This is a genomic window from Klebsiella sp. SWET4 (assembly GCF_024296565.1).
In the GTDB taxonomy this organism is placed as follows: Bacteria; Pseudomonadota; Gammaproteobacteria; order Enterobacterales; family Enterobacteriaceae; genus Klebsiella; species Klebsiella variicola.
In genome coordinates, this window is the sequence record NZ_JANCOB010000005.1 from 242,616 (window position 1) to 265,592 (window position 22,977).

At 57.1% G+C, this 22,977-nt stretch carries 23 protein-coding genes and 1 other annotated feature; of the genes, 6 read left to right on the forward strand and 17 right to left on the reverse strand.

Annotated features, from left to right (window positions below):
- The first annotated feature begins 83 nt into the window (after nucleotides 1-83).
- Nucleotides 84-650, forward strand: coding sequence for an acetate uptake transporter (satP, locus tag NKJ21_RS14290; RefSeq protein ID WP_239270614.1), 567 nt, complete (start codon nucleotides 84-86; stop codon nucleotides 648-650).
- Between the two features lie 56 nt (nucleotides 651-706).
- Here satP and NKJ21_RS14295 read toward each other — a convergent pair whose 3' ends face one another.
- The 3 genes from NKJ21_RS14295 to tal all read right to left on the reverse strand — a co-directional run bounded on the left by NKJ21_RS14295 (nucleotide 707) and on the right by tal (nucleotide 3,771).
- Complete coding sequence (locus NKJ21_RS14295) at nucleotides 707-2,011, reverse strand: MFS transporter (protein WP_016160273.1); 1,305 nt, start codon at nucleotides 2,009-2,011, stop codon at nucleotides 707-709.
- Nucleotides 2,012-2,130: 119 nt separating this feature from the next.
- Nucleotides 2,131-2,718, reverse strand: coding sequence for a molybdopterin adenylyltransferase (gene mog, locus NKJ21_RS14300; RefSeq protein ID WP_008807503.1), 588 nt, complete (start codon nucleotides 2,716-2,718; stop codon nucleotides 2,131-2,133).
- A gap of 99 nt (nucleotides 2,719-2,817) precedes the next feature.
- Nucleotides 2,818-3,771, reverse strand: a complete 954-nt coding sequence (gene tal, locus NKJ21_RS14305; protein ID WP_004204228.1) for a transaldolase — start codon at nucleotides 3,769-3,771, stop codon at nucleotides 2,818-2,820.
- Nucleotides 3,772-3,973: 202 nt separating this feature from the next.
- Between tal and NKJ21_RS14310 the strand changes: the two genes are divergently transcribed.
- On the forward strand, nucleotides 3,974-5,404 hold the full coding sequence (locus tag NKJ21_RS14310) for a sodium:alanine symporter family protein (protein ID WP_044613398.1): 1,431 nt from the start codon (nucleotides 3,974-3,976) through the stop codon (nucleotides 5,402-5,404).
- A 77-nt stretch (nucleotides 5,405-5,481) separates the two neighbouring features.
- Nucleotides 5,482-6,255: a peroxide stress protein YaaA gene (yaaA, locus tag NKJ21_RS14315; RefSeq protein WP_049157636.1), complete on the forward strand. Its 774-nt coding sequence runs from the start codon at nucleotides 5,482-5,484 to the stop codon at nucleotides 6,253-6,255.
- 66 nt (nucleotides 6,256-6,321) lie between these two features.
- Here yaaA and NKJ21_RS14320 read toward each other — a convergent pair whose 3' ends face one another.
- The 7 genes from NKJ21_RS14320 to yjjY form a co-directional block, all read right to left on the reverse strand.
- The gene (locus NKJ21_RS14320; protein WP_008807506.1) at nucleotides 6,322-6,699 is read right to left on the reverse strand and encodes a hypothetical protein; all 378 of its coding nucleotides are present in this window, start codon (nucleotides 6,697-6,699) and stop codon (nucleotides 6,322-6,324) included.
- A gap of 314 nt (nucleotides 6,700-7,013) precedes the next feature.
- The gene (thrC, locus tag NKJ21_RS14325) at nucleotides 7,014-8,294 is read right to left on the reverse strand and encodes a threonine synthase (RefSeq protein ID WP_008807507.1); all 1,281 of its coding nucleotides are present in this window, start codon (nucleotides 8,292-8,294) and stop codon (nucleotides 7,014-7,016) included.
- A 3-nt stretch (nucleotides 8,295-8,297) separates the two neighbouring features.
- On the reverse strand, nucleotides 8,298-9,227 hold the full coding sequence (gene thrB / locus NKJ21_RS14330; protein WP_008807508.1) for a homoserine kinase: 930 nt from the start codon (nucleotides 9,225-9,227) through the stop codon (nucleotides 8,298-8,300).
- A 1-nt stretch (nucleotide 9,228) separates the two neighbouring features.
- A complete protein-coding gene (gene thrA / locus NKJ21_RS14335) occupies nucleotides 9,229-11,691 on the reverse strand; it encodes a bifunctional aspartate kinase/homoserine dehydrogenase I (RefSeq protein WP_012542913.1) in 2,463 nt (820 codons plus the stop codon).
- Between the two features lie 25 nt (nucleotides 11,692-11,716).
- Nucleotides 11,717-11,834: a sequence feature (Thr leader region), on the reverse strand.
- Complete coding sequence (gene thrL, locus NKJ21_RS14340; RefSeq protein ID WP_004222578.1) at nucleotides 11,773-11,841, reverse strand: thr operon leader peptide; 69 nt, start codon at nucleotides 11,839-11,841, stop codon at nucleotides 11,773-11,775. It overlaps the preceding feature by 62 nt.
- Before the next feature lie 211 nt (nucleotides 11,842-12,052).
- Complete coding sequence (locus tag NKJ21_RS14345) at nucleotides 12,053-12,739, reverse strand: tRNA/rRNA methyltransferase (protein WP_049011151.1); 687 nt, start codon at nucleotides 12,737-12,739, stop codon at nucleotides 12,053-12,055.
- 396 nt (nucleotides 12,740-13,135) lie between these two features.
- Entirely contained in the window at nucleotides 13,136-13,276 is a 141-nt protein-coding gene (gene yjjY, locus NKJ21_RS14350) for a protein YjjY (RefSeq protein ID WP_001541509.1), read from the reverse strand.
- Between the two features lie 95 nt (nucleotides 13,277-13,371).
- Here yjjY and arcA point away from each other — a divergent pair, with 95 nt between their 5' ends.
- Nucleotides 13,372-14,088 (forward strand): two-component system response regulator ArcA, encoded by a 717-nt coding sequence (gene arcA, locus NKJ21_RS14355; protein ID WP_002887843.1) that lies wholly within the window; start codon nucleotides 13,372-13,374, stop codon nucleotides 14,086-14,088.
- Between the two features lie 62 nt (nucleotides 14,089-14,150).
- Here arcA and creD read toward each other — a convergent pair whose 3' ends face one another.
- The 4 genes from creD to creA are packed head-to-tail and all read right to left on the reverse strand — an operon-like array spanning nucleotide 14,151 to nucleotide 18,169.
- On the reverse strand, nucleotides 14,151-15,509 hold the full coding sequence (gene creD / locus NKJ21_RS14360; protein ID WP_172602413.1) for a cell envelope integrity protein CreD: 1,359 nt from the start codon (nucleotides 15,507-15,509) through the stop codon (nucleotides 14,151-14,153).
- A 60-nt stretch (nucleotides 15,510-15,569) separates the two neighbouring features.
- A complete protein-coding gene (creC, locus tag NKJ21_RS14365) occupies nucleotides 15,570-16,994 on the reverse strand; it encodes a two-component system sensor histidine kinase CreC (protein WP_023339560.1) in 1,425 nt (474 codons plus the stop codon).
- Complete coding sequence (gene creB, locus NKJ21_RS14370; RefSeq protein WP_239270613.1) at nucleotides 16,994-17,683, reverse strand: two-component system response regulator CreB; 690 nt, start codon at nucleotides 17,681-17,683, stop codon at nucleotides 16,994-16,996. Before creB ends, creC begins: the two co-directional genes overlap by 1 nt.
- 12 nt (nucleotides 17,684-17,695) lie before the next feature.
- Nucleotides 17,696-18,169: a protein CreA gene (gene creA / locus NKJ21_RS14375; protein WP_012542917.1), complete on the reverse strand. Its 474-nt coding sequence runs from the start codon at nucleotides 18,167-18,169 to the stop codon at nucleotides 17,696-17,698.
- A gap of 209 nt (nucleotides 18,170-18,378) precedes the next feature.
- Between creA and robA the strand changes: the two genes are divergently transcribed.
- Nucleotides 18,379-19,248, forward strand: coding sequence for an MDR efflux pump AcrAB transcriptional activator RobA (gene robA / locus NKJ21_RS14380; RefSeq protein ID WP_008807515.1), 870 nt, complete (start codon nucleotides 18,379-18,381; stop codon nucleotides 19,246-19,248).
- On the opposite strand, the gene gpmB is transcribed toward robA, so the two are convergent.
- Entirely contained in the window at nucleotides 19,245-19,892 is a 648-nt protein-coding gene (gene gpmB / locus NKJ21_RS14385) for a 2,3-diphosphoglycerate-dependent phosphoglycerate mutase GpmB (protein ID WP_008807516.1), read from the reverse strand. The genes robA and gpmB overlap by 4 nt on opposite strands.
- A gap of 113 nt (nucleotides 19,893-20,005) precedes the next feature.
- On the opposite strand from gpmB, the gene yjjX reads away from it, so the two are divergent.
- Complete coding sequence (yjjX, locus tag NKJ21_RS14390; RefSeq protein ID WP_008807517.1) at nucleotides 20,006-20,521, forward strand: inosine/xanthosine triphosphatase; 516 nt, start codon at nucleotides 20,006-20,008, stop codon at nucleotides 20,519-20,521.
- Here the strand turns inward: yjjX and trpR are convergent.
- Together trpR and sltY are read right to left on the reverse strand one after the other, a co-directional pair.
- Entirely contained in the window at nucleotides 20,508-20,837 is a 330-nt protein-coding gene (gene trpR / locus NKJ21_RS14395) for a trp operon repressor (protein ID WP_012542918.1), read from the reverse strand. The genes yjjX and trpR overlap by 14 nt on opposite strands.
- A gap of 88 nt (nucleotides 20,838-20,925) precedes the next feature.
- The gene (gene sltY / locus NKJ21_RS14400; RefSeq protein ID WP_239270612.1) at nucleotides 20,926-22,863 is read right to left on the reverse strand and encodes a murein transglycosylase; all 1,938 of its coding nucleotides are present in this window, start codon (nucleotides 22,861-22,863) and stop codon (nucleotides 20,926-20,928) included.
- Nucleotides 22,864-22,977: the final 114 nt, after the last annotated feature.

Genomic DNA, 22,977 nt, shown 5'->3' on the forward strand with positions numbered 1-22,977 from the left:
CCTTCAGCGCCTCATTATTATGCCGCGCCCCGCCGCCAAGTCGCGGGGTAATGCTTCCCTTTTAATGATAATTTTGAGGAATTATGGGCAACACTAAGTTGGCTAATCCGGCACCGCTGGGCCTTATGGGCTTCGGCATGACCACTATTCTGCTTAACCTGGCGAATAGCGGCCTGTTCGCATTCGATGTAGCTATCCTGGCGATGGGCATTTTTTACGGCGGCATTGCGCAAATTTTTGCCGGCCTGCTTGAATACAAGAAAGGCAACACCTTTGGCTTAACCGCTTTTACCTCCTACGGCAGCTTCTGGCTGACGCTGGTGGCTATCCTCCTGATGCCGAAAATGGGTCTGGCGGAAGCGCCGAACGCGCACTTCCTCGGCATGTACCTCGGCCTGTGGGGCGTCTTTACCCTGTTTATGTTCTTTGGCACCCTGAAAGCAGCCCGCATGCTGCAGTTTGTCTTCCTGAGCCTGACCGTGTTGTTGGCGCTGCTGGCGATTGGTCATCTGGTGGATAACGAAGGCATTGTGAAAGTCGCTGGCTGGGTCGGCCTGGTTTGTGGCGCCAGCGCTATTTACCTGGCGATGGGTGAAGTGCTGAACGAGCAGTTCGGCCGCACCGTGCTGCCGATCGGCGAACCACGTTAATCGTCCGCCGCCGTCCTGTCACAGGGCGGCGGCAGGTCATCATCGGTAAACCAGACTCAACGCTGCAGTTCCCCTTCCGGCAATCCCGCCGACGCCGTCATCCCCTGACGCAGCCAGATACCTAATCCTAGCCCCATCAGCGAGAGGGCCAGCACATACCAGGCTGGCGCCATCGGCGACACGCCCATCAGCATGGTGACCGCAATCGGCGTCAGGCCGCCAAAGATCGCGTACGACAGGTTGTAGGAAAATGAGATGCCGGTGAAGCGCACTTCAGCCGGGAAGGCCCGCACCATGACATAAGGCACCGCCCCTACCACCCCGACGCAGAGCCCCACCGTGCCGTAGAGCAGAAACAGCCGCTGCGGGCTGGCGCCGGACAGGTGGTAAAATGCCCAGCTGGCAACCGCCAGCAGCAGGCTGCCGACGATGAAAGTCCGGCTGGCGCCAAAGCGATCCGCCGCCAGCCCGGCGAGCAGACAGCCGATGCACAACATAATCGTGGCGATGCTATTGGCCTGCAGGGTAATCGCCGGCGCGAAGCCATAGTGTTTCTGCAGCCAGACCGGCGACATCAGGATCACCACCACCACGCCTGCCGACAGCAGCCAGGTCAGCAGCATAGAGATCACCACCGCCTTCTGGTGCTTCAGCGCTACTGCTTTTACCGGCAGCTCCTGCGCCAGCGCTTTACGCTGCTGCATCTCAAGAAAAATCGGCGTCTCCTGCAGCCAGCGACGCAGATACATCGCAATCAGACCAAATACACCGCCCAGCAGGAAGGGGATCCGCCAGCCGCCGTCGTGGATCCCCTGCGGCGTCAGGCTGGTGTTGATAAGCGTCGCCACCACCGACCCCAACAGAATGCCAACCGTCAGGCCGGCCGTCAGCGTACCGCAGGCGATACCAATGCGTTTTTCCGGGACATGCTCGGCGACAAACACCCAGGCGCCAGGAACTTCCCCGCCGATCGCCGCCCCCTGCAGAATACGCATCAGCAGTAACAGCAACGGCGCGACGATGCCCACCGAGCTATAGGTTGGCAGCAGGCCAATCGCCAGGGTCGGCAGCGCCATCAGCAGGATGCTGAGGGTGAACATTTTCTTGCGTCCCACCAGATCGCCAAAGTGGGCCATGATGATCCCCCCCAGCGGGCGCGCCAGATAACCGGCGGCGAAAATGCCAAAGGTTTGTACCTGACGGAGCCATTCGGGAATATCTGCGGGAAAGAAGAGCTCACCGACGACGGCGGCAAAGAAAACGAAAATGATAAAGTCATAAAACTCCAGCGCGCCGCCCAGGGCGGCCAGCGTCAGCGTTTTATAATCCTGGCGGTTTAGCGGTCGGTTTGCATATGACATAACGCGATTTCATCCTGAGGTGTGCAGCGTGATTTATAGCGTGTAAAGTAAACAGCACTATATCGTAAATAAAACGGCACACCATCAGCGATGCAGGTTATGTCACAAATGCATTAAATTCAGGATAAAGTTTCGCGCCTGGCGCTCTTAGGACGAAATGCTTCTACCACACGGCCATCGGTTTCCACATAAGGCCCCTCCAGCAACTGTACACAATAAGGTACACTTGCAAAAATACCGTGCACCAGTACCTTGCCGTCAGCATCTTTTACCCCTTCCAGGGTCTCCTGAATCGCTTTCGGTTGTCCGGGAAGGTTGAGGATCAACGCCTGCTTGCGGATCACCCCGACCTGCCGGGAAAGGATAGCCGTCGGCACAAAGTGTAGGCTAACCTGGCGCATTTGCTCGCCGAAGCCCGGCATCTCGCGATCGGCAATCGCCAGCGTTGCGTCAGGCGTCACATCGCGACGCGCAGGGCCGGTTCCGCCGGTGGTCAGCACCAGATGGCACCCCATCTCGTCAACCAGTTCGCACAGCGTTTGCTCAATGATCACCTGCTCATCCGGAATCAGGCGGGTTTGCAGTTCGAAAGGGGTGGTGAGGGCACGCGCCAGCCACTCTTCCAGTGCCGGGATGCCTTTATCCTGATAGACGCCGCTGGAGGCGCGATCGGAGATGGAAACTAAGCCGATTCGTAAGGTATTCATGGTTATTCCGTTCAAACTGTGGCGTTAAACGAAATGATACACTGCCGGAGGCGGGACAGACAGTGTAATGTGGCCGACGGGCGTCGGCCACCTGCGGGATTACAGCAGTTCGCCGATCATTTTTTCCAGTTTTTCCTGGTCGATCGCAAACTTACGGATACCTTCCGCCAGTTTGTCTACCGCCATCGGATCCTGGTTATGCTGCCACAGGAACTCAGATTCGGTAATACGTTCCGGACGCGCTTTCACTTCGCCGGTATAAACCAGTTTACGCTCAACGGCGCCTTCGCTTTCAGACAGCTCTTTCAGCAGCGCCGGGGCGATGGTCAGGCGGTCACAGCCGGCCAGTTCCAGGATTTCGCCAACATTACGGAAGCTGGCGCCCATCACCACGGTTTCATAGCCGTGCTGCTTGTAGTATTCGTAGATTTCGCTGACGGAAACCACGCCCGGATCTTCTGCCGGCGCGTACTCTTTCTTGTCGGTGTTGGCTTTGTACCAGTCGAGGATACGGCCAACAAACGGCGAAATCAGGAAGACGCCCGCTTCGGCGCAAGCGCGAGCCTGAGCGAAGGAGAACAGCAGCGTCAGGTTACAGTTGATGCCTTCTTTTTCCAGCTGTTCAGCGGCGCGAATGCCCTGCCAGGTGGAAGCCAGCTTGATAAGTATACGATCGTTGCTGATGCCCGCGTCGTTATACAGCTTGATGATGCGCTTGGCTTTCGCGATAGACGCTTCAGTATCATAGGAGAGGCGTGCATCCACTTCAGTGGAAATACGGCCCGGGATCAGTTTCAGGATTTCGAGACCGATGTTCACCGCCAGCTTGTCGGAAGCATCGAGGATCTGCTGTGCGCGATCGCTGCTCTGGCTACGTGCCCAGGCCACAGCGTCATCAATCAGCTTACGGTACTCAGGGATCTGAGCCGCGCCGAGAATCAGGGAAGGGTTGGTGGTGGCATCCTGAGGCTGATACAGCTTCATTGCCGCAATATCTCCGGTGTCAGCGACGACAGTGGTGTACTGACGCAGAGAAGTTAATTTATCCGTCATGATATATTTCTCTTAAACAGCAGTTAAGGGGATGTAACCGGTCTGCCCAGATGATAACACGCTGCCGGGTCAGCGCAACCGCCGACGAGAGAAGAGCGCAGAGTGTGATAAACTGTGCCGCTTAATTTGCTGAAAGCGAAAGGATTGTCACTTAATTGGTAACGCTTACACAAGCGTACCGGCATGGACAAGAGGATGTTTAATGCCTGATTTTCTCTCATTTATCAATGAAATACTCTGGGGCTCAGTGATGATTTATCTGTTACTGGGGGCGGGGATCTGGTTTAGCTGGCAAACCCGGGGTATTCAGTTCCGTTACGTGCGCAAATTCGGCCGCAGTCTGAAAAAAAGCCTGCACCCGCAGCCGGGCGGTTTAACGTCCTTCCAGGCGCTCTGTACCAGTCTTGCCGCCCGGGTCGGCAGCGGCAACCTTGCCGGGGTGACGCTGGCGATCGCTGCCGGCGGGCCTGGGGCCGTATTCTGGATGTGGGTTTCCGCCCTGCTCGGCATGGCCAGCAGCTTCGCTGAGTGTTCTCTTGCGCAACTATACAAAGAGCGCGACAGCCAGGGACAGTTTCGCGGCGGCCCGGCGTGGTATATGGCGCGCGGTCTCGGCATGCGCTGGATGGGTGTCCTGTTTTCGATCCTTCTGCTGCTGGCCTATGGATTTATCTTTAATACCGTGCAGGCCAACTCGGTGGCCCATGCCCTGCACTATGCGTTCGATCTGCCAGCGGCAGTCAGCGGCGGCGTGCTGGCCATTTTCGTTTTCCTGGCCATTCTCCGTGGCCTGCGCGGCGTGGCGCGCCTGATGCAGTGGCTGGTGCCCATCATGGCGCTGCTGTGGATCGCCACCAGTCTGCTCATCGGCCTGTGGCACGTCACCGCCCTGCCGACCATTTTTGCCACCATCTTTCGCTGCGCCTTCGGCTGGCAGGAAGCCGCCGCCGGCGCGGTGGGCTACTCCATCAGCCAGGCACTGACCAGTGGCTTCCAGCGCGGCATGTTCTCCAATGAAGCAGGGATGGGTTCTTCGCCTAACGCCGCCGCGGCCGCCGCCTCCTGGCCGCCGCACCCGGCAGCGCAGGGGATCGTGCAGATGATTGGCGTGTTTATCGATACCATCGTGATCTGTACTGCCAGCGCGATTATCGTCATGCTGGCGCCGCGCCCCGACAATGAATATACGCTCAATGGCATTCAGGACTTGCAACATGCGATGAGCGTGCTGGTCGGCGGCTGGGGAGCCGATTTTATCGCCCTCATCGTGCTGCTGTTCGCCTTTAGCTCTATTGTGGCCAACTACGTGTATGCGGAAAATAATCTGGTCTTTCTGCGTCTGGATAAGCCTCGCTACATCTGGGGGCTGCGATTACTCACCGTCCTGATGGTGCTGCTGGGAACCCTGGTTAGCCTGCCTGTCGTCTGGCAGAGTGCGGATATCATCATGGCGCTGATGGCGATGACCAACCTGACGGCCATCCTGCTGCTTTCCCCGACGGTGCGGATTATCGCCAGCGATTATCTGCGCCAGCGGCGGCTGGGTATCCAGCCCACTTTCGATGCCGCCCGCTACCCGGATATTCACCAGCAACTGGCCCCGGGCGCCTGGAATGAACTGCCGCGCGAATAGCGCGGCAATCGCAGCTATCGATCCCACCATGCACTTTTTTTGTTAAAATTCGTCGAAATTACCTGCAAGGACTGGATATGCTGATTCTGATTTCACCTGCTAAAACGCTCGATTATCAAAGCCCGCTGGCAACGACTCGCTATACCCAGCCCGAACTCCTCGAGTATTCTCAACAGCTTATCGGCATCGCTCGTAAGCTGACCGCGCCGCAAATCGGCAAGCTAATGAGCATTAGCGATAAGCTGGCGGATCTGAACGCCACCCGTTTCCACGACTGGCATCCTGACTTTACGCCGCAAAATGCCCGCCAGGCGATCCTTGCCTTTAAGGGCGATGTCTACACCGGCCTGCAGGCAGAGACGCTCACCGAGGACGACTTTGACTTCGCCCAGCGACACCTGCGCATGCTCTCCGGCCTGTATGGCGTGCTGCGCCCGCTGGACCTGATGCAGCCCTACCGCCTGGAGATGGGGATCCGTCTGGAAAACCCGCGCGGCAAAGATCTGTACCAGTTCTGGGGCGAGACCATTACCGAGAAGCTGAATCAGGCGCTGCAGGCTCAGGGCGACGATATCGTCATCAATCTGGCTTCCGATGAGTATTTTAAATCGGTGAAAACGCAAAAATTGCAGGGTCAGCTGATCAAGCCGGTCTTCCTCGATGAGAAAAACGGTAAATTCAAAGTGATCAGCTTCTATGCGAAAAAGGCGCGCGGTCTGATGAGTCGCTACATTATCGAAAACCGCTTAACCCAGCCGGAGCAGCTCAAAGCCTTTAATAGCGAAGGCTATTTCTTTGATGCGGACGCCTCGGAGAAAGGTGAGCTGGTGTTTAAACGCCACGAGCAGTAACACGTTACGGTAAAAAAAGGGGAGTCATTCCCCTTTTCAATATAATTAAACAGATTATTACTTATTTTAACGCACCCAGTTTTCCACTACGCCTTTTTCATCGAAGAAAATCATCAACGAGTTCGAATCTTTTTGGCTGGACTTATCGACCGCATCGGCAGCTTGCGATGCCCCGGTTACCGGGATCATGGAACCCGCGAGGCTGACCAGGTTGATCCCTTTATCTACTGAATAATACCAGCTCTCTTTACCCGACGCCGTCACCGTCGTATGACCAGAATCCGGGGCACCAAAATACTGACGAACCTCGGCTTTGGTGGTTTTCCCGACAATGAGATGTTGTTTCAGATAGGCTGGCGTTAATTTATCTTCATTACCGCCAATCGTTGTTCCGGAGCACCCGATTAAAGCGAACACCACGAAGAGAAGAGATAAAATACGCATGTTTCCTCCTTGAAAACCTTGTGCATTAACAATGCATCTATAACAAATTATATCTATAGCCGCATCATAATAAAATCAGCAGCATAAATATAACCAACATGAAATAATAAATAAAAAAGATAATCCAGTGAAAATACCCTGCAAAGAGGACAATCCGGAAACGAGTTTGCAATAAAAGCAGTGCGCTGACAATAAAATAGTGTGGGGAATTTAATGGAGAGAAGTTTTTTGATATGGAAAAGGTGCTTTAAATATAAAAACCGGGCAATAGCTGCCCGGTTTGATCGATCAGGTTGCCGATATTATTGCCTGGCTTAACCCATCATCAGCTTACGCAGCGCGGCGAAATCCGCCGGCAGATTGTGGGACAGCAGCGGCAGGTCGGCACGGTCGGCCAACTCCTTCGGCAGCGGCAGGGTTTCCTGCAGGATCTCTTCCACGCTCTCTTTAAACTTCGCCGGATGCGCGGTGCCGAGGAACAAGCCGTACTCTCCCGGCTGCAGCTGATCGCGCAGCGCGCGCCAGGCAATCGCCGCGTGCGGCTCAGAGATGTAGCCGATGGCCTTCAGCTCGCGCATCGCCGCTTTGGTGGTCTCATCATCGACCGCGGCGTAACCCAGCTCGCTCAGGCGCCAGATTTTACGGCGGAACAGCTCCTCGACGCGCGGCCAGTTGTTCGGCTGGCTGACGTCCATGGCGTTAGACAGCGTCGCCTGGGTGGCTTTTGGCGCCCACTCGCCGCCCTGCAGATAACGGGGAACGGTGTCGTTCGCGTTGGTGGCGGCAATAAAGCGCTTAATCGGCAGACCCAGCGACTTGGCCAGCAGACCAGCGGTCAGATCGCCGAAGTTGCCGCTTGGCACGGAAATCACCAGCTGATTGCGAGCTTCCTGCGGCAGCTGCGCCGCCGCTTCGAAGTAGTAGCAGATCTGCGCCAGCAGGCGGCTGATGTTGATGGAGTTAGCCGAGTTGAGCCCCAGCGTGGCCTTCAGCTCTTCATCGTCAAACGCCTGCTTCACCAGCGCCTGGCAGGCATCAAAGTCGCCATCAATCGCCACGGTTTCAATGTTGCCGCCGAGGGTACAGAACAGCTTCTCCTGCAGCGGGCTGATCTTACCGCGCGGATAGAGGATCACGACCTTGACGTTCGGCAGACCGTAGAAGGCATGCGCCACCGCCGCCCCGGTGTCGCCAGAGGTTGCGGTGAGAATGGTGACCGGCTTATCGCCGGCGATATGGGTCAGCATCTGCGCCATAAAGCGGCCGCCAAAATCTTTAAACGCCAGCGTCGGGCCGTGGAACAGCTCCAGGCAGCCGACATCGTCCTGAACCTTGCTTACTGGCGCCGGGAACGCAAACGCTGCGCGCACCCGCTGCTGCAGGACATCCTGCGGGATCTCATCGCCGATAAAGGCCGATAAAATTTTGGCGCTGCGGGTGACAAAATCCTGCGCCAGCATGTCGTCGATTTCAGTCAGGCTGAATTCCGGCAGATCGTGCGGAAAGAACAGACCCTGATGCTTGCCAAGTCCCTGGGTGACGGCCTGCGCAAAGCTGACCTGCTCGTTATGATCTTTTAAGTTATACAGTTTCATTGGTTATCCCACTACGCGTGCGCCCGCCGTGTCCAGCCGGCAAATATGAACAAAGCCTTCCTGATTCTGCAGATAGTGCGCGCCAAGCCAGTCGGCGACGCGCTGTGCGGTGTCCGGTTTATCACACAACGCAAACAGCGTCGGGCCAGAGCCGGAGATGCCGCAAGCCTGCGCACCGATCTCCATTGTCGCCTGGCGCGCTTCGCTAAAGCCCGGCAACAGTTTGGTACGGTACGGTTCGGCAATGACATCTTTCATCAATTTTGCCGCCAGCTGCGGCTGGCGGGTGTAGCAGGCATGAATAAAGCCCGCGAGGTGGCGACCATGGGCGATACAATCCTGGCGGCGGTATTGTGCCGGCAGAATCGCCCGCGCTTCTGCAGTGGATACTTTAATCCCCGGATAGGCCAACACCCACAGCCACTCATCAAACCCCGGCACCTGCTGGCTGATAATCCCGTTCTCTTCGATCATCAACTGCATGCCGCCAAGATAGCACGGCGCCACGTTATCGTAGTGAATGCTGCCGGAGATACGCCCTTCCATCTCCCCCATCAGCGCCAGCATCCGCGTCTCGTTGAGCGGCTTACCGCAGAACTCGTTCATGGCCACCAGCGCGGCGACCACCGAGCAGGCGCTGGAGCCGAGCCCGGAGCCGATCGGCATGTTTTTTTCCAGGGTCATCGTCACCGGTACCGTCTTACCGATCTCCCGGCAAAAGCTTTCCCAGCACTGATAAACAATGTTTTCCTGCGGCGCCGTCGGCAGTTTGCTGGCGAAGCGTCCCAGATTGTGCAGACTGAATTGCTCTGCCGCTTCAACAGTGACGTTATCGCCCAGCAGCGTGCCATCCACCGGCGTGACCGCCGCGCCCAACACATCAAACCCGACGCTCATATTGGCACTGGAAGCCGGGGCATATACTTTGACCATCTTAAACTCCTAACTTCCAGGACAAGGTGCGCAGCAGGTCGGCAAATACGCCGGCCGCCGTGACGTCGTTCCCGGCGCCATAGCCGCGCAGCACCAGCGGCAGTGGCTGATAATAGTGGCTGTAAAAGGCCAGCGCGTTCTCACCATTTTTGACTTTGAATAACGGATCGTTGCCGTCAACGGCGGCAATTTTCACGCGGCAGGTACCATCCTCTTCGATGTTACCGACGTAGCGCAAGACTTTACCTTCATCACGTGCCTTAGCAACCCGCGAGGCAAACCCATCGTCCAGCGAGGGCAGACGGGCCATAAAGGTTTCGACGTCGCCGCTGGCGTCGAAGTCCGCTGGCAGCGCCGACTCGACGATAATGTCCGACAGCTCCAGTTCACGCCCGGTCTCACGGGCCAGAATCAACAGTTTACGCGCGACATCCACCCCGGATAAATCGTCGCGCGGATCCGGCTCGGTATACCCCATCTCACGGGCCAGCGCCGTCGCGGCTGAGAAACTCACCCCCTCGTCCAGCTTGCCGAAGATAAAGGACAGAGAGCCGGAAAGGATCCCGGAGAAGTGGCGCAGCTCATCGCCGGCGTTGAGCAGGTTCTGCAGGTTCTCAATCACCGGCAGGCCAGCGCCAACGTTAGTGTCATAGAGGAACTTACGGCGCGAGCTGCTGGCCGCATGGCGCAGCTGGTGATAGTAATCCAGCGAAGAGGTATTGGCCTTTTTGTTCGGCGTCACCACATGGAAACCTTCGCGCAGGAAGTCGGCGTACTGATCGGCGACCGCCTGGCTGGAGGTACAGTCGACGATCACCGGATTGAGCAGGTGGTACTCTTTCACCAGGCGGATCAGACGGCCAAGATTAAACGGCTCTTTCGCCTCAGCCAGCGCTTCACTCCAGTTCTCCAGATTCAGGCCATGAACGCTGGTCAGCAGCGCCTGAGAATTGGCTACACCGCAGACGCGCAGATCGATATGTTTGTTCTTCAGCCATCCCTGCTGGCGCTTGATCTGCTCCAGCAGCGCGCCGCCGACGCCGCCGACGCCGATGACAAACACTTCAATCACCTGGTCGGTGTTGAACAGCATCTGATGGGTCACGCGCACGCCGGTGGTGGCGTCGTCATTGCTGACCACCACCGAAATAGAGCGCTCGGAAGAGCCCTGGGCAATCGCCACGATATTGATATTGGCGCGGGCCAGCGCCGCAAAAAATTTCGCCGAGATACCGCGCAGGGTACGCATCCCGTCGCCCACCACGGAGATGATGGCCAGACGCTCCATAATGGCCAGCGGCTCCAGCAGCCCCTCTTTCAGCTCGAGATAAAACTCATCTTCCATCGCCCGTTTGGCACGCGCGCAATCGCTCTGCGGCACGCAGAAACTGATGCTGTACTCCGAAGAGGATTGGGTGATCAATACCACCGAGATGCCAGCGCGGGACATGGTGGCGAAGACGCGTGCCGCCATGCCGACCATACCTTTCATCCCCGGACCGGAGACGTTGAACATCGCCATATTGTTGAGGTTAGAGATGCCTTTCACCGGCAGGTCGTCTTCATCGCGACTGGCGCCGATGAGCGTTCCCGGCGCCTGCGGGTTGCCGGTATTTTTGATCAGGCATGGGATCTGAAACTGAGCGATAGGGGCAATGGTGCGCGGATGCAGCACTTTCGCGCCAAAGTAGGAGAGCTCCATCGCCTCCTGATAAGACATTGATTTCAGCAGGCGCGCATCTGGCACCTGGCGGGGATCGCAGGTATACACCCCGTCGACATCGGTCCAGATTTCGCAACAGTCCGCGCGCAGGCAGGCGGCCAGTACCGCCGCCGAATAGTCGGAGCCGTTACGCCCCAGCACCACCAGTTCGCCCTTCTCATTGCCGGCGGTAAATCCGGCCATCAGGATCATATGGTCTGCCGGGATCTGGCTGGCGGCAATGCGGCGGGTGGATTCGGCGATATCGACGGTGGATTCCAGATAGTGGCCCACGGCGAGCAGTTTTTCGACCGGGTTAATCACACTGACTTTATGTCCACGGGCTTCCAGCAGACCCGCCATGATGGCGATGGAGAGCTTTTCGCCACGGCAGATCAGCGCGGCATTCACTCCGTCCGGGCACTGGCCCAGCAGGCTGATGCCGTGCAGGACATGCTTAATCTGAGCAAATTCCTGCTCAACGAAGGCTTTCAGCTGGGCAAGCGGGAAAGCGGGCTGCGCATCGGCAAGGCCCTGAAGAAGTTCGGCAAAAATGCGTTCAGCGTCGGTAATATTCGGGAGGGCATCCTGGCCACCGATCGTTTTTTCAATCATCGCCACCAGGTGGTTGGTGATCTTCGCCGGGGCAGACAGTACGGTCGCTACCTGCCCCTGCCTGGCATTACTCTCCAGAATATCGGCAACCCGCAGAAAACGTTCCGCATTTGCCACTGATGTACCGCCGAACTTCAACACTCGCATGGTTCTTACCCCTTGATCTCTTGTCAAAAAAAAAGCCCGCACTGTTCAGGTGCGGGCTTTTTTCTGTGTTTCCTGTACGCGTCAGCCCGCACCGTTACCTGTGGTAATGGTGGTGGTGATAATGGTGGTAATCATGCCGATGCGATTCATGGATGTTGTGTACTCTGTATTTTTATCTGTCTGTGTGTCCTGCCTATATTGGTTAAAGTATCTGCCTTCTTAAGTCAATGAATTTCTCAATTAACCCCATTTCAGCCAGCTTACGTATTGCGCCGTCATGGCAAGAAAAAACATCCAGTTCGGCGGAATTCAGCCCACAAAAACAGCACAGATAACTATAAACAAAAAATATGACAGATCTTTATTCTGGCAGGTTTTTTTCAATATCATGCAGCAATCGATGCAACATTGCCGTGTCGCGCTGCTGCAGCAGCCCCATTCGTTGCGCCAGCCAGTCGGCCAGTTTGGCATCCTCTTCCACGCCTAAACGCGAAAGCAATGCCTCGGTGCGGATGCGTAATGCCTGCAGCTGATGATGATCTGCCGCGGCGGCGGCGGGGGCCGTTTGTTGTATAAGCGATGCTAATTGATAACAGTAGACCATCACCGACTGGCCGAGATTGAGCGATGGATAATCCGCTACCATCGGCACGCCGGTGAGCACATCGGCCAGGGCCAGCTCCTCATTGCTCAACCCGGAGTCTTCACGGCCAAAAACCAGCGCCGCGTGCGTCATCCACTGCGCCTTCTCCTCCAGCAGCGGCAACAGTTGCTGCGGCGTGGCGTAGTAGTGAAACCGCGCGCGACTGCGGGCGGTGGTGGCGACGGTAAAATCGACGTCGTGCAGCGCCGCAGCAAGGGTTGGATAGGTAGTGACGCCATCGAGGATGTCACCTGAGCCATGCGCCACCCAGCGTGCCGCTGGCGCCAGGTGGGCTTCACTGTCCACGATCCTGAGATCGCGAAATCCCATCGTTTTCATTGCTCTGGCAGCGGCACCGACGTTTTCTGCCCGGGCTGGGGCGACTAAAATAATCGTTAAACGCATTGCGGTTTCTTTCTCTCTCTCAGGCGTTGGCGAAGCGCTGGCCCCACCATTTTACGCGGTGAAAATTTACAAATTTGCAACAAAAATCACTAAAATTGCGTTTGCTAACCCATAAAAAAATCTAAACTGTTCTCAGGAGGCCATGACGAGGAGTATGTTAACAGAACCCATTTATCCATATGATGGGCAATGAAATTTCATCTGAGCCATCGTTCCATGCATTGGATTCACTGTATTTATTAATTTATCCACGCAACTAGTTGAGCTGTGTAAGGATTGTGACTATAAAGAGCATGACGATGCAATGATTTCACAAGACTGTTAACGTGCTACAATTGAACTTGATATATGTCAACGAAGCGTAGTTTTATTGGGTGTTCGGCCTCTCTTAGCCTGTTATGTTGCTGTTAAAATGGTTAGGATGACAGCCGTTTTTGACACCGTCGGGTCCAGAGGGAAAGTACCCACGACCAAGCTAATGATGTTGTTGACGTTGATGGAAAGTGCATCAAGAACGCAATTACGTACTTTAGTCATGTTACGCCGCGCATGTTAATTTGCGACATGCAGCAGGCAGGTCAGGGACTTTGGTACTTCCTGTTTCGATTTAGTTGGCAATTTAGGTAGCAAACATGCAGACCCCGCACATTCTTATCGTTGAAGACGAGTTGGTAACACGCAACACGTTAAAAAGTATTTTCGAAGCAGAAGGTTACGATGTATTCGAAGCGACCGATGGCGCGGAAATGCATCAGATCCTGTCTGAAAATGATATCAACCTGGTAATCATGGATATCAACCTGCCGGGTAAAAATGGTCTTCTGCTGGCGCGCGAGTTGCGTGAGCAGGCTGACGTCGCGCTGATGTTCTTAACCGGCCGCGACAACGAAGTGGATAAGATCCTTGGCCTCGAAATCGGCGCTGACGACTATATCACTAAACCGTTTAACCCGCGTGAGCTGACCATCCGCGCGCGCAACCTGCTCTCCCGTACCATGAATCTCGGTACCGTGAGCGAAGAGCGCCGCAGCGTGGAGAGCTACAAGTTCAATGGTTGGGAACTCGATATCAACAGCCGCTCACTGGTGAGCCCGAACGGCGAGCAGTACAAGCTGCCACGCAGTGAATTCCGCGCGATGCTGCACTTCTGCGAAAACCCGGGCAAAATTCAGTCTCGCGCCGAGCTGCTGAAGAAAATGACCGGTCGTGAGCTGAAGCCGCATGACCGTACCGTTGACGTGACCATTCGTCGGATTCGTAAACACTTCGAATCCACTCCGGATACCCCGGAAATCATCGCCACCATTCACGGTGAAGGCTACCGTTTCTGTGGCGATCTGCAGGAATAATGCGTTTTATTCCGCAGCCATGATGTGAAAACGGCGCCTCAGGGCGCCGTTTTTTTATGTCGTCACTCTTTCCAGAGGCGCAGCTTGTCGTCATCGGCAGCCGGCGGCGGGGGCGCACTGCCTTTCGGTAACGATAACGCATACCAGTCCACCCGGCGGGTCAAAAACATCAGGACGCTCAGCGCCAGTACCAGTACCCCGGTACCCAGCAGTAGCGCGCTGTCCTCGGAATGCAGCAGAAACCACATCACCCCATCCAGCAGTAGCAGCGCGGCGACAAACAGCAGGCTGTTACGCCATCCCCTGAGCACTGCCTGTAAATAGACCCCGTTCATCACCGCGCCGGACAGGCTGGCCGCCAGCCACGCGGCGGTAAACCCAACGTGCTCCGAGAGCGCCAGCAGCACCAGGTAAAACAGCACCAGCGACAGGCCCACCAGCAGATATTGCATCGGATGCAGGGGACGACGGGTCAGGCTCTCGAACACGAAAAAGGCCATAAAGGTGAGCCCGATTAACAGGATGGCATATTTTGTCGCCCGATCGGTTAGCTGGTACTGGTCGGCAAGCGACATCACATCGGCACTGAACGCCGGCAGTCGCGACCACGGGATCTCCATATCATCCTTAAAATAGCTCCCCATATCGTTGGCGAACCAGCTGCTTTGCCAGTGGGCGCGATAGCCGGCAGCACTCACTTCCCGTTGCGTTGGCAGGAAGCTGCCGAGAAAGCCGGGATGCGGCCAGTTACTGGTTAACTGCAGCTCGCTGTTACGCCCGATCGGCACCAGTGAAAACTCTCCCGTCCCGTTCAGATCGAGTGAAAAGGCAATCTCAAGCGGCTTGTTGTCCTCCGCCAGCGCAGGCATTGGCATATGAATACCTGCGCCATCGCCGCTTATCCCCAGCCCCGGCTCCACGCTTAATACGTTACCGTTGACCTCCGGGGCATGGATGGCGCCAATACCGCGGGCATCGCCGACGCTCACCACCAGCCGCGGCTGGCCTAAGACGATATTCGTTTTTCTCAGCGCCGCCAGACGCAGCGGATCAAACGAGGCCTTAATCTGCAAGGCGTTATGCCAGACCTGGCCGCTGTAGATGCCCACCCTCCTCGACTCCACGGTCTGTTTGCCGGTGACCGCCAGCGACTCCGGCAGCCAGTAATACACCCAGCTCCGCTGATAGTTGACCTCTTTTTGGTTCTCCATGCGGGTCAGGGTCTCGGTTATCGGAATAGCGATCAGCGGCCCGGCAAGTTTTTGCGAACCACTGGTGCTTTGCTCAATGGCGTCCACCACTTCGCTACGATAATCCGCCCGCTCATTAATAAGCTCCCTGACCATCATTAACGGCAAAGATAACAGCACAACACAACCGATTAACGTGGTGATTTTCCAGAATAACGGTGATTTCAACATAGCCTTTCTCCCTATCGTGATGGCCTCACTGTAGAGCGGCTATGTGGGGGGAATTTGAAGCTATGTGAAGGGACGGTGAAGTCGCAGCGTGGCCACCACGCCGCCTTCGGGCCGATTGTGCAGATTGATATCGCCGTGATGCAGGCGCGCGACTTCACGAACGAACGCCAGTCCCAGGCCGCTGCTCTTATGGCCGTCTTCGCGCGGTAGCGAGTAGAATCGCTCAAAGATTCGTTCCAGGGCATAGTCCGGAATACCGCACCCGTTGTCGATAACGCTCAATTGCACCTCTTCATTTCGCTTCTCCGCAGCCAGGGCGATCTCGCCGCCCTTGGGGGTAAAGTCAATCGCGTTGTCGAGCAGATTACCCAGCGCCTGGGCCAGCAGCTCGCCATCGCCATTGACCAGCATCCCACTCTCCCGCCAGCGCAGGGTGATAGCTTTCGCCGCCAGAGCGATGTCACGCTCCTCCGTCAGCCGTTGGTATAGCGCATCTATCGACACCGGCTGCGGCTTTATCTCCAGCCGGCTTTCCAGTCGCGCCTGCTGGAGCAGCCGCTCCACCAGCAGTTGCATCCGGGTGTTTTGCGCGAGGATATTATCAGTAAACCGCGCCGCTACCTCAGGCGGCGGCCCTTCGCGCAGGATCTCCGCCGCGCCGCGGATGGCCGCCAGCGGGCTTTTCAGTTCATGGGTCAGGTCATAGACATAGTTTTCGATGGCATTCTTACCTTCGAGCTTTACCCGCATGCTCTCCAGAGCCTGGGCCAGCTTGCGCAATTCGCTGCTGCCAACCTCCGGCAGCGGCAGCGGGCGCTCAGCGGTCACCGAGTCCGCATAGCGCACCAGCTTGCCGATAGAGAAATTGATCCACCAGACGACGCCGACGCCAATCAACAACGCAATGCCCAGCAGGGCGCCGCCGGCCCAGAGGATCCGCCGTTCGCTGCGCTTGATGACCGGCGTCATCGCCAGGTTGGGTTTACCGACGCTCAGCACCCCGATAATCCGCCCCTTATCCATCACTGGCGCGGCGATATACATGACTGAGCTGGTTTCATCATGCGGATCGCTGCGCGTACTGCGCGCGCCGTACTGGCCGCGCAGGGTGAGCCAGACATCATTCCAGCGCGAATAGTCCTGCCCTGTCGCCTGTCCGCTGGAGTCAAACACTACCTTGCCCCTGGCATCGGTCAGATAGACACGGTACTCATTACGCACCTTTTTAATTCCGCCAATATGGGCGTTGATCGGCTGCTGGTTGAGCTGTTGAAAGGCCTGAGCCAGCCTGCCCTGCTGCGGATTTGCCGCCAGCAGATCCTCACGCGCCAGCGCCGCCAGCAGCGTGGCGGTATCGTTGAGGGTCCCCTCCGTCGCCCCGCGCACGCCTGGCTTCACTTCCTGGACAAAGATCGACAGCACAAACCACGCGGCGATAGCGACGATAAGAAAATAGCCCAGCAGCAGGCGCATGCCGATACGCATCAGCCACGCCCCAGGCTGTAGCCCATGCCGCGATGGGTATTGATCGGCGTAACCTCGGGATTCACGGCCCGCAGCTTGGCGCGCAGGGTTTTGATATGGGTATCGACGGTACGGTCGAGGCTTTCCCAGGCATCGCTCCACACCAGCTCCATCAATTGCTGACGGGAGAAGACGCGACCAGGCGCGTGAAGCAGGGTTTTCAACAGCAGGAATTCGTAGCGCGTCAGGTTCAGCGGCTGGCCGAACCAGCTTATCGACGCCGCCTGCTCATCGAGCACAAACTCGCCGACGCGCACCACCGGCGAAGGCGCGGCAAACTTCTGCAGTCGCCGCAGCACGGTTCGCACCCGCGCGCAGACTTCGCGCGGCGAAAACGGCTTGGCGATATAATCGTCAGCGCCGATTTCCAGCCCCAGCAGCTTATCGACCTCGTCGCTCCGCGCCGTCAGAAACAGCACCGGCAGCGCCGGATAACGCGTCAGCAGACGCCGACAGAGCTCAAAGCCGCTGATATCCGGCAAGCCGACGTCAAGGATGGCGACATCGGGCGCCTGATGCGCCGCCGCCTCCAGCGCGGGCAACCCGCGGCCAAAGACGATGACCTGGAAGCCCTCCTGCTGCAGCATGTAAACCAGGGTATCAGCGATACTCTGTTCATCCTCGACTAACCAAATCCGTGGCTGCTGCATGCGCGCTCCCGTTTATTTATTCCATGGCATGATCGGCACGGCGCTGATGGCGTTCTTCGGCGAGCCATCAACCACTTTATCCGAGTAGGTCAGATAGACCAGCGCATTGCGCTTGGCATCATAGAAACGCACGACCTGCAGTTTTTTAAACACCAGCGAGGTGCGCTTCTGGAACACCACGTCACCCTGGCTTTTGCCGTTTTTGATTTTGTCCGTCAGCTCAATCGGCCCGACCTGCTGGCAGGAGATGGCCGCATCGGAGGTATCTTCCGCCAGCCCCAACCCGCCTTTGATCCCGCCGGTTTTCGCCCGGCTGATATAGCAGGTCACGTTCTGCACATCCGGATCGTCAAAGGCTTCGACGACAATTTTGTGATCCGGCCCTAACCATTTGAAGACCGTATCCACGGAACCAATCTGCTCCGCCTGAGCCATCTGACAGCCGGCCAGCAGCAGCAGGCCCATCGCAAACTTCTTGTATTTCATATTGTTACCATTATTAAAAAATATAGCTGAGTGATTATCACGCACTTAGCAGAAAAGGTTTATAGATCACAGCTTTACAAAATTATCGTTCAGCTCCACTGACCTTCCGCATTTAAAAGCAAAAAAAACACTGAATGCTAAAACATCAAAAAATGCTATTATCCGCTACTTTAATATCAGGCACCTGTGTTTAAGGATGGGGACATTTTATGGATCAAGCAGGGATTATTCGCGATCTCCTTAGCTGGCTGGAAGGTCACCTGGATCAGCCGCTTTCTCTGGACAATGTGGCGGCGAAGGCAGGTTATTCCAAGTGGCATTTACAGCGAATGTTTAAGGATGTCACCGGCCATGCCATCGGTGCCTATATTCGCGCGCGCCGGTTATCGAAATCTGCTGTCGCATTACGTCTAACCGCCCGTCCAATCCTTGATATTGCGCTTCAGTACCGTTTCGACTCCCAGCAGACCTTCACCCGGGCATTTAAAAAGCAGTTCTCGCTGACGCCGGCGCTCTACCGCCGCTCCCCGGACTGGAGCTCGTTCGGTATGCGTCCGCCGCTGCGTCTTGGCGAATTCACGCTGCCAAAACATGAATTTGTCGCCCTGCCCACCACTCAGTTGCTCGGCGTCACCCAGAGCTATACCTGTAAGCTCGAGGAAATCTCCGATTTCCGCAACCAGATGCGCGTCCAGTTCTGGCGGGACTTCCTCGGCAATTCGCCGTCGATCCCTCCGGTGCTCTACGGGCTGCATGAGCCGCGTCCGAGCCTGGAGAAAGACGATGAGCAGGAAGTGTTCTATACCACCGCGTTGACGCCGGAGATGGCTAATGGTCATCTGCAGAACGCCCACCCGGTCACCCTGGAGGGCGGCGAGTATGTCATGTTCACGTATGAAGGACTGGGCACCGGCCTGCAGGAATTCATCCTGACGGTCTACGGTACCTGCATGCCGATGCTAAACCTGACCCGTCGCAAGGGGCTGGATATTGAACGCTTCTACCCTGAAGATGAAAACCGGGATCAGGCTACGCCGATTCAGTTACGCTGCGAGTATCTAATCCCGATTCGTCGTTAACGCTGCAGCTCGTCCATCGCGGGGGCGTCAAGATGCGAGACGTCGCCCGCCGTTTCCACCACCCAGCCGGAAGCCAGCCACGGGCTTTGCTGATAGTCAACGCGCGAGATAGAGCAGTTGCGCAGTCGCAAACGACGCTCAGCGTATGCCGGCAGCCCTAAAATCGTGCTTACCAGGCAGCCCAGCGCAATCCCATGACTCACCAGCAGCGGTCGGCTACCGGCCGGTAATTCCAGACAGGATGCCAGCGCCGCATGCATCCGCTCGCTGAGCTCCTGCATCGATTCGCCCTGCGGAATACGGCCATCCGGCGTGCCGTTGACCAGCTGGCGACGCCAGCCCTCTTCTTCGTCGCTGAGCGAGTCGATATGGCGCTTCTCCAGCACCCCCATATCCAGCTCGCGCAGACGCGCATCGGCGATCACGCTGCAGCCGCAGGCTTCGGCGATAATCTCTGCTGTGCGGCGGGTTCGTCCCAGATCGCTGGTAATAATATGGGTGATCCCCAGCGTTCTGGCGCGCTCGCCAACCTGCCAGGCCTGGCGCTCACCGTGTGCGGTCAGCGGGCTATCGGACTGACCCTGAATACGTCGCTCGGCGTTCCACTGCGTTTCACCGTGGCGAACAAGGTATACCTGTAACATGCTTTTTTTCCGTTCTGGACTCGTTATCAACCGGGTTTGGGCATTACCGCCTGCCCTGAGGGTGATTTAGAGTATACTGCGATGACGTTAGTTTATTCTGAGTTGTTTTGATTATGCACCATGTTGTCTCAGCGACCACTAATCCCGCCAAAATTCAGGCAATTCTGCAGGCTTTTAACGAGATTTTCGGCGAAGGATCCTGCCATATCGAGTCCGTCTCCGTCGAGAGCGGCGTGCCGGAACAGCCCTTCGGCAGCGAGGAAACGCGCGCTGGCGCACGAAATCGCGTCGCCAATGCGCGTCTTGTCCAACCCAGTGCCGATTTCTGGGTGGCCATTGAGGCCGGTATCGACGATGGCAGCACCTTTAGCTGGGTGGTCATTGAAAGCGCTGATCGGCGCGGAGAAGCGCGCTCAGCCACACTGCCGTTACCTGAGGTAATTCTTGAGCAGGTTCGCGCTGGTGAAGCCCTGGGACCGGTCATGTCGCAGTATACCGGCATCGACCAGATCGGTCGTAAAGAGGGAGCGATTGGGGTTTTCACCGGTGGAAAATTAACCCGCAGCAGCGTTTACCATCAGGCGGTCGTGCTGGCGTTAAGCCCGTTTCATAACGCTATTTATCGCTAGTCAGCAGCGTCTGTTCCAGCCACTGACGCAGTTCGGCCGGCGCTGATTTCAGGCTGTTCGACCCGCGGGTAATGGTCGCAATCCCGGCGCCGAGCTCATTTTTCAGCTCGCGCTGGCTCATCTCGCCGCGCAGCAGCTCTTCAATAATGCGCACCCGGGTGCCCAGCGCTTCGCGCTCGTCGGGGGTCAGCATCAGCTGCAGCAATGGCAGATGCAGATCCTCAGCATAGGCCTGCTGTAACAGCGCCACAAAGCGCAGCCACTCCTGATGACGTTGTTCGGCAACGGCCGCGGAATAAGGAGATTGTTGGGTCATATCGCGCCACCATATTGAGACGGGCAGCTTACGCTGCCCGTCGAATGTACTCTTCAACGAGTACAAAGCATAACATACTTCCCGGCGATCAGTAACGCTGCCGCCACTCCGCATCGCTGAAGAGCTTATCCTGCTGCCCCATAAAGTAACGATAGTAGGCATCATAGGAGAGGACATTCTTCACGTAGCCGCGGGTTTCCGAGAACGGAATACTCTCGACAAACGCCACCGCATCGATCCGTCCGGCGCTGTTCCCCTGCCAGGTACGAACCCGGCCCGGCCCGGCGTTATAGGCCGCCGAGGCATAGATACGGTTATTGCCGAACTGCTGGTAGACATACTGCAGATAGCTGGTGCCGATGTTGATGTTGGTTTCCGGATCCAACAGCTGCGACGGGCCGCTGTAGCCGGGAATGCTGAACATGCTGACGGTATGCGTCGCGGTGCCCGGCATAATCTGCATCAGTCCGCTGGCGCCAACCGGCGAGCGCACTTTCGGGTTCCAGGCACTCTCCTGGCGGGCAATCGCCATCGCATAGCTCTGCGGGATATCTTTGCCACTGATGTAACGCGCGAACAGATCGTTATACGCCAGCGGGAAGCGCTCCTCCAGCTGATCCCACAGTTTGCCGGCGATCGTCGCCTGCACGCTCAGATCCCACCAGTGCTGATCAAAAGCGTAACGCGCCAGCTGCGCCTGCTGGGATTTGGTTCGGCTGGTGACGAGGTTCGCCCATTCGGTGCGCGCGGTGTTATCCATATTCCAGTACATCAGCTCGCGTACCCGCGCCATCTCCGGACCGGAAGCCAGCGCCGGATCGATCGTTCCCGAGGCTTTATCGATGCGGAAGGTATACTCCTCGCCAAGTCGCTGCGCAGCGACCATCGGATAGAAGCCTCGCTGTTGCATCAACGAGCGAAGGATCGCCTGCGCCTCCTCGTCCCTGCCGCGCTCCAGAAGCAGATCCGCTTGCCAGTAGCGCCATTCGTCTTTCTCTTTCGCCTCCATCGGCAGGCGCGCCAGCCAGGTGTTCAGACCATGGCGATCGCCCGTCCCCAGCGCCATCCGCACGCGCCGCTCCACCAGCGGCGTGGACTGTGAGCGCATGATCGCGTCATCGCGCCAGATAGCCTGCTCTTCGGTTACATCGGTACCCATCAGGCGCCAGGCGACAATATCACGTAGCTCCTGAGTCTGATCCTCATTGAGCTGCTGAGCCTGCACCATCGAAGGGATCATCAGGCGGGCATTTTCCACATCCTGACGGGCGACGCTGGCGAAGGCGACGGCGGCCATCTGACGGGTAAAGTCTGTCGCCCCGGTGGTGCGGGCGAAGGTCAGAACGCTGTTTGGATCGTTAGCCAGGGCGACGACGGCGGAAGCGATGCTCTGATAGTTGCCGGGCATTTGCTGAGCCAGCGATTTGACCAGCCCGATATTGCCGGCCTTCATCGCCAGGCGGATCCGTTCGAGATAGGCTAGCGGATCCTGCTGTCCGGAGTCACGCCAGGCGCTGAACAGCGGCTCACAGGCGCCAGGCTGGTTCTTGCCCGTCAACCACAGGTCTTTCGCCCCGCTCCAGGCTTCCTGCGACTGCCCCACGCTCAACTTGGCGTAGTAATAGTTGCACTGTGCCTCGGTGCTGGTCGGCTTATCGGGACTAAACGCCAGTAGGCCGCGCCAGTCGCTGCGCCGGGCCAGTTCATTCACGAAGCGCGAACGTAAGGAACGCGCTGGGGGCAGCGTCGGATTGGCGTCAATAAAGTTTTTCACCACCAGCGCCGGCTGGTTCATCAGATCGTCGGTGATCTGCCGGTACTGCAAATAGGGGTACAGGGGATAGGTGCTTAACGTGGGCATCAGCTGGTCGACCACATCCATCTGCCGGTTATCCCACGCCTGCTTAATTTGTGCGTAGCGGTTGCGCTGTTCATCCAGTGAATCCGCATGCGCCAGCTGACTCAACGTCAACAGACCAACGCTGGCAGCCAAAAGACGCCACGCCATTTTTTTGGCTTTTTCCACAAGCTCTTCCTCTTTCCGGTGCATTTTCGCAGCATCGTGCCGCTTAAAAGCCCCCGCCGGTTCGGCAGGCAGCTTTACTTATGCTAATCAGACAACGCTAAACGCGCCATGTCC

Bases quoted from the DNA above. Each gene is read 5' to 3' on its own strand.
- satP (WP_239270614.1), top strand. From the start codon at position 84: ATGGGCAACACTAAGTTGGCTAATCCGGCACCGCTGGGCCTTATGGGC.
- NKJ21_RS14295 (WP_016160273.1), bottom strand. From the start codon at position 2,011: ATGTCATATGCAAACCGACCGCTAAACCGCCAGGATTATAAAACGCTG.
- mog (WP_008807503.1), bottom strand. From the start codon at position 2,718: ATGAATACCTTACGAATCGGCTTAGTTTCCATCTCCGATCGCGCCTCC.
- tal (WP_004204228.1), bottom strand. From the start codon at position 3,771: ATGACGGATAAATTAACTTCTCTGCGTCAGTACACCACTGTCGTCGCT.
- NKJ21_RS14310 (WP_044613398.1), top strand. From the start codon at position 3,974: ATGCCTGATTTTCTCTCATTTATCAATGAAATACTCTGGGGCTCAGTG.
- yaaA (WP_049157636.1), top strand. From the start codon at position 5,482: ATGCTGATTCTGATTTCACCTGCTAAAACGCTCGATTATCAAAGCCCG.
- NKJ21_RS14320 (WP_008807506.1), bottom strand. From the start codon at position 6,699: ATGCGTATTTTATCTCTTCTCTTCGTGGTGTTCGCTTTAATCGGGTGC.
- thrC (WP_008807507.1), bottom strand. From the start codon at position 8,294: ATGAAACTGTATAACTTAAAAGATCATAACGAGCAGGTCAGCTTTGCG.
- thrB (WP_008807508.1), bottom strand. From the start codon at position 9,227: ATGGTCAAAGTATATGCCCCGGCTTCCAGTGCCAATATGAGCGTCGGG.
- thrA (WP_012542913.1), bottom strand. From the start codon at position 11,691: ATGCGAGTGTTGAAGTTCGGCGGTACATCAGTGGCAAATGCGGAACGT.
- NKJ21_RS14345 (WP_049011151.1), bottom strand. From the start codon at position 12,739: ATGCGTTTAACGATTATTTTAGTCGCCCCAGCCCGGGCAGAAAACGTC.
- yjjY (WP_001541509.1), bottom strand. From the start codon at position 13,276: ATGACTAAAGTACGTAATTGCGTTCTTGATGCACTTTCCATCAACGTC.
- arcA (WP_002887843.1), top strand. From the start codon at position 13,372: ATGCAGACCCCGCACATTCTTATCGTTGAAGACGAGTTGGTAACACGC.
- creD (WP_172602413.1), bottom strand. From the start codon at position 15,509: ATGTTGAAATCACCGTTATTCTGGAAAATCACCACGTTAATCGGTTGT.
- creC (WP_023339560.1), bottom strand. From the start codon at position 16,994: ATGCGTATCGGCATGCGCCTGCTGCTGGGCTATTTTCTTATCGTCGCT.
- creB (WP_239270613.1), bottom strand. From the start codon at position 17,683: ATGCAGCAGCCACGGATTTGGTTAGTCGAGGATGAACAGAGTATCGCT.
- creA (WP_012542917.1), bottom strand. From the start codon at position 18,169: ATGAAATACAAGAAGTTTGCGATGGGCCTGCTGCTGCTGGCCGGCTGT.
- robA (WP_008807515.1), top strand. From the start codon at position 18,379: ATGGATCAAGCAGGGATTATTCGCGATCTCCTTAGCTGGCTGGAAGGT.
- gpmB (WP_008807516.1), bottom strand. From the start codon at position 19,892: ATGTTACAGGTATACCTTGTTCGCCACGGTGAAACGCAGTGGAACGCC.
- yjjX (WP_008807517.1), top strand. From the start codon at position 20,006: ATGCACCATGTTGTCTCAGCGACCACTAATCCCGCCAAAATTCAGGCA.
- trpR (WP_012542918.1), bottom strand. From the start codon at position 20,837: ATGACCCAACAATCTCCTTATTCCGCGGCCGTTGCCGAACAACGTCAT.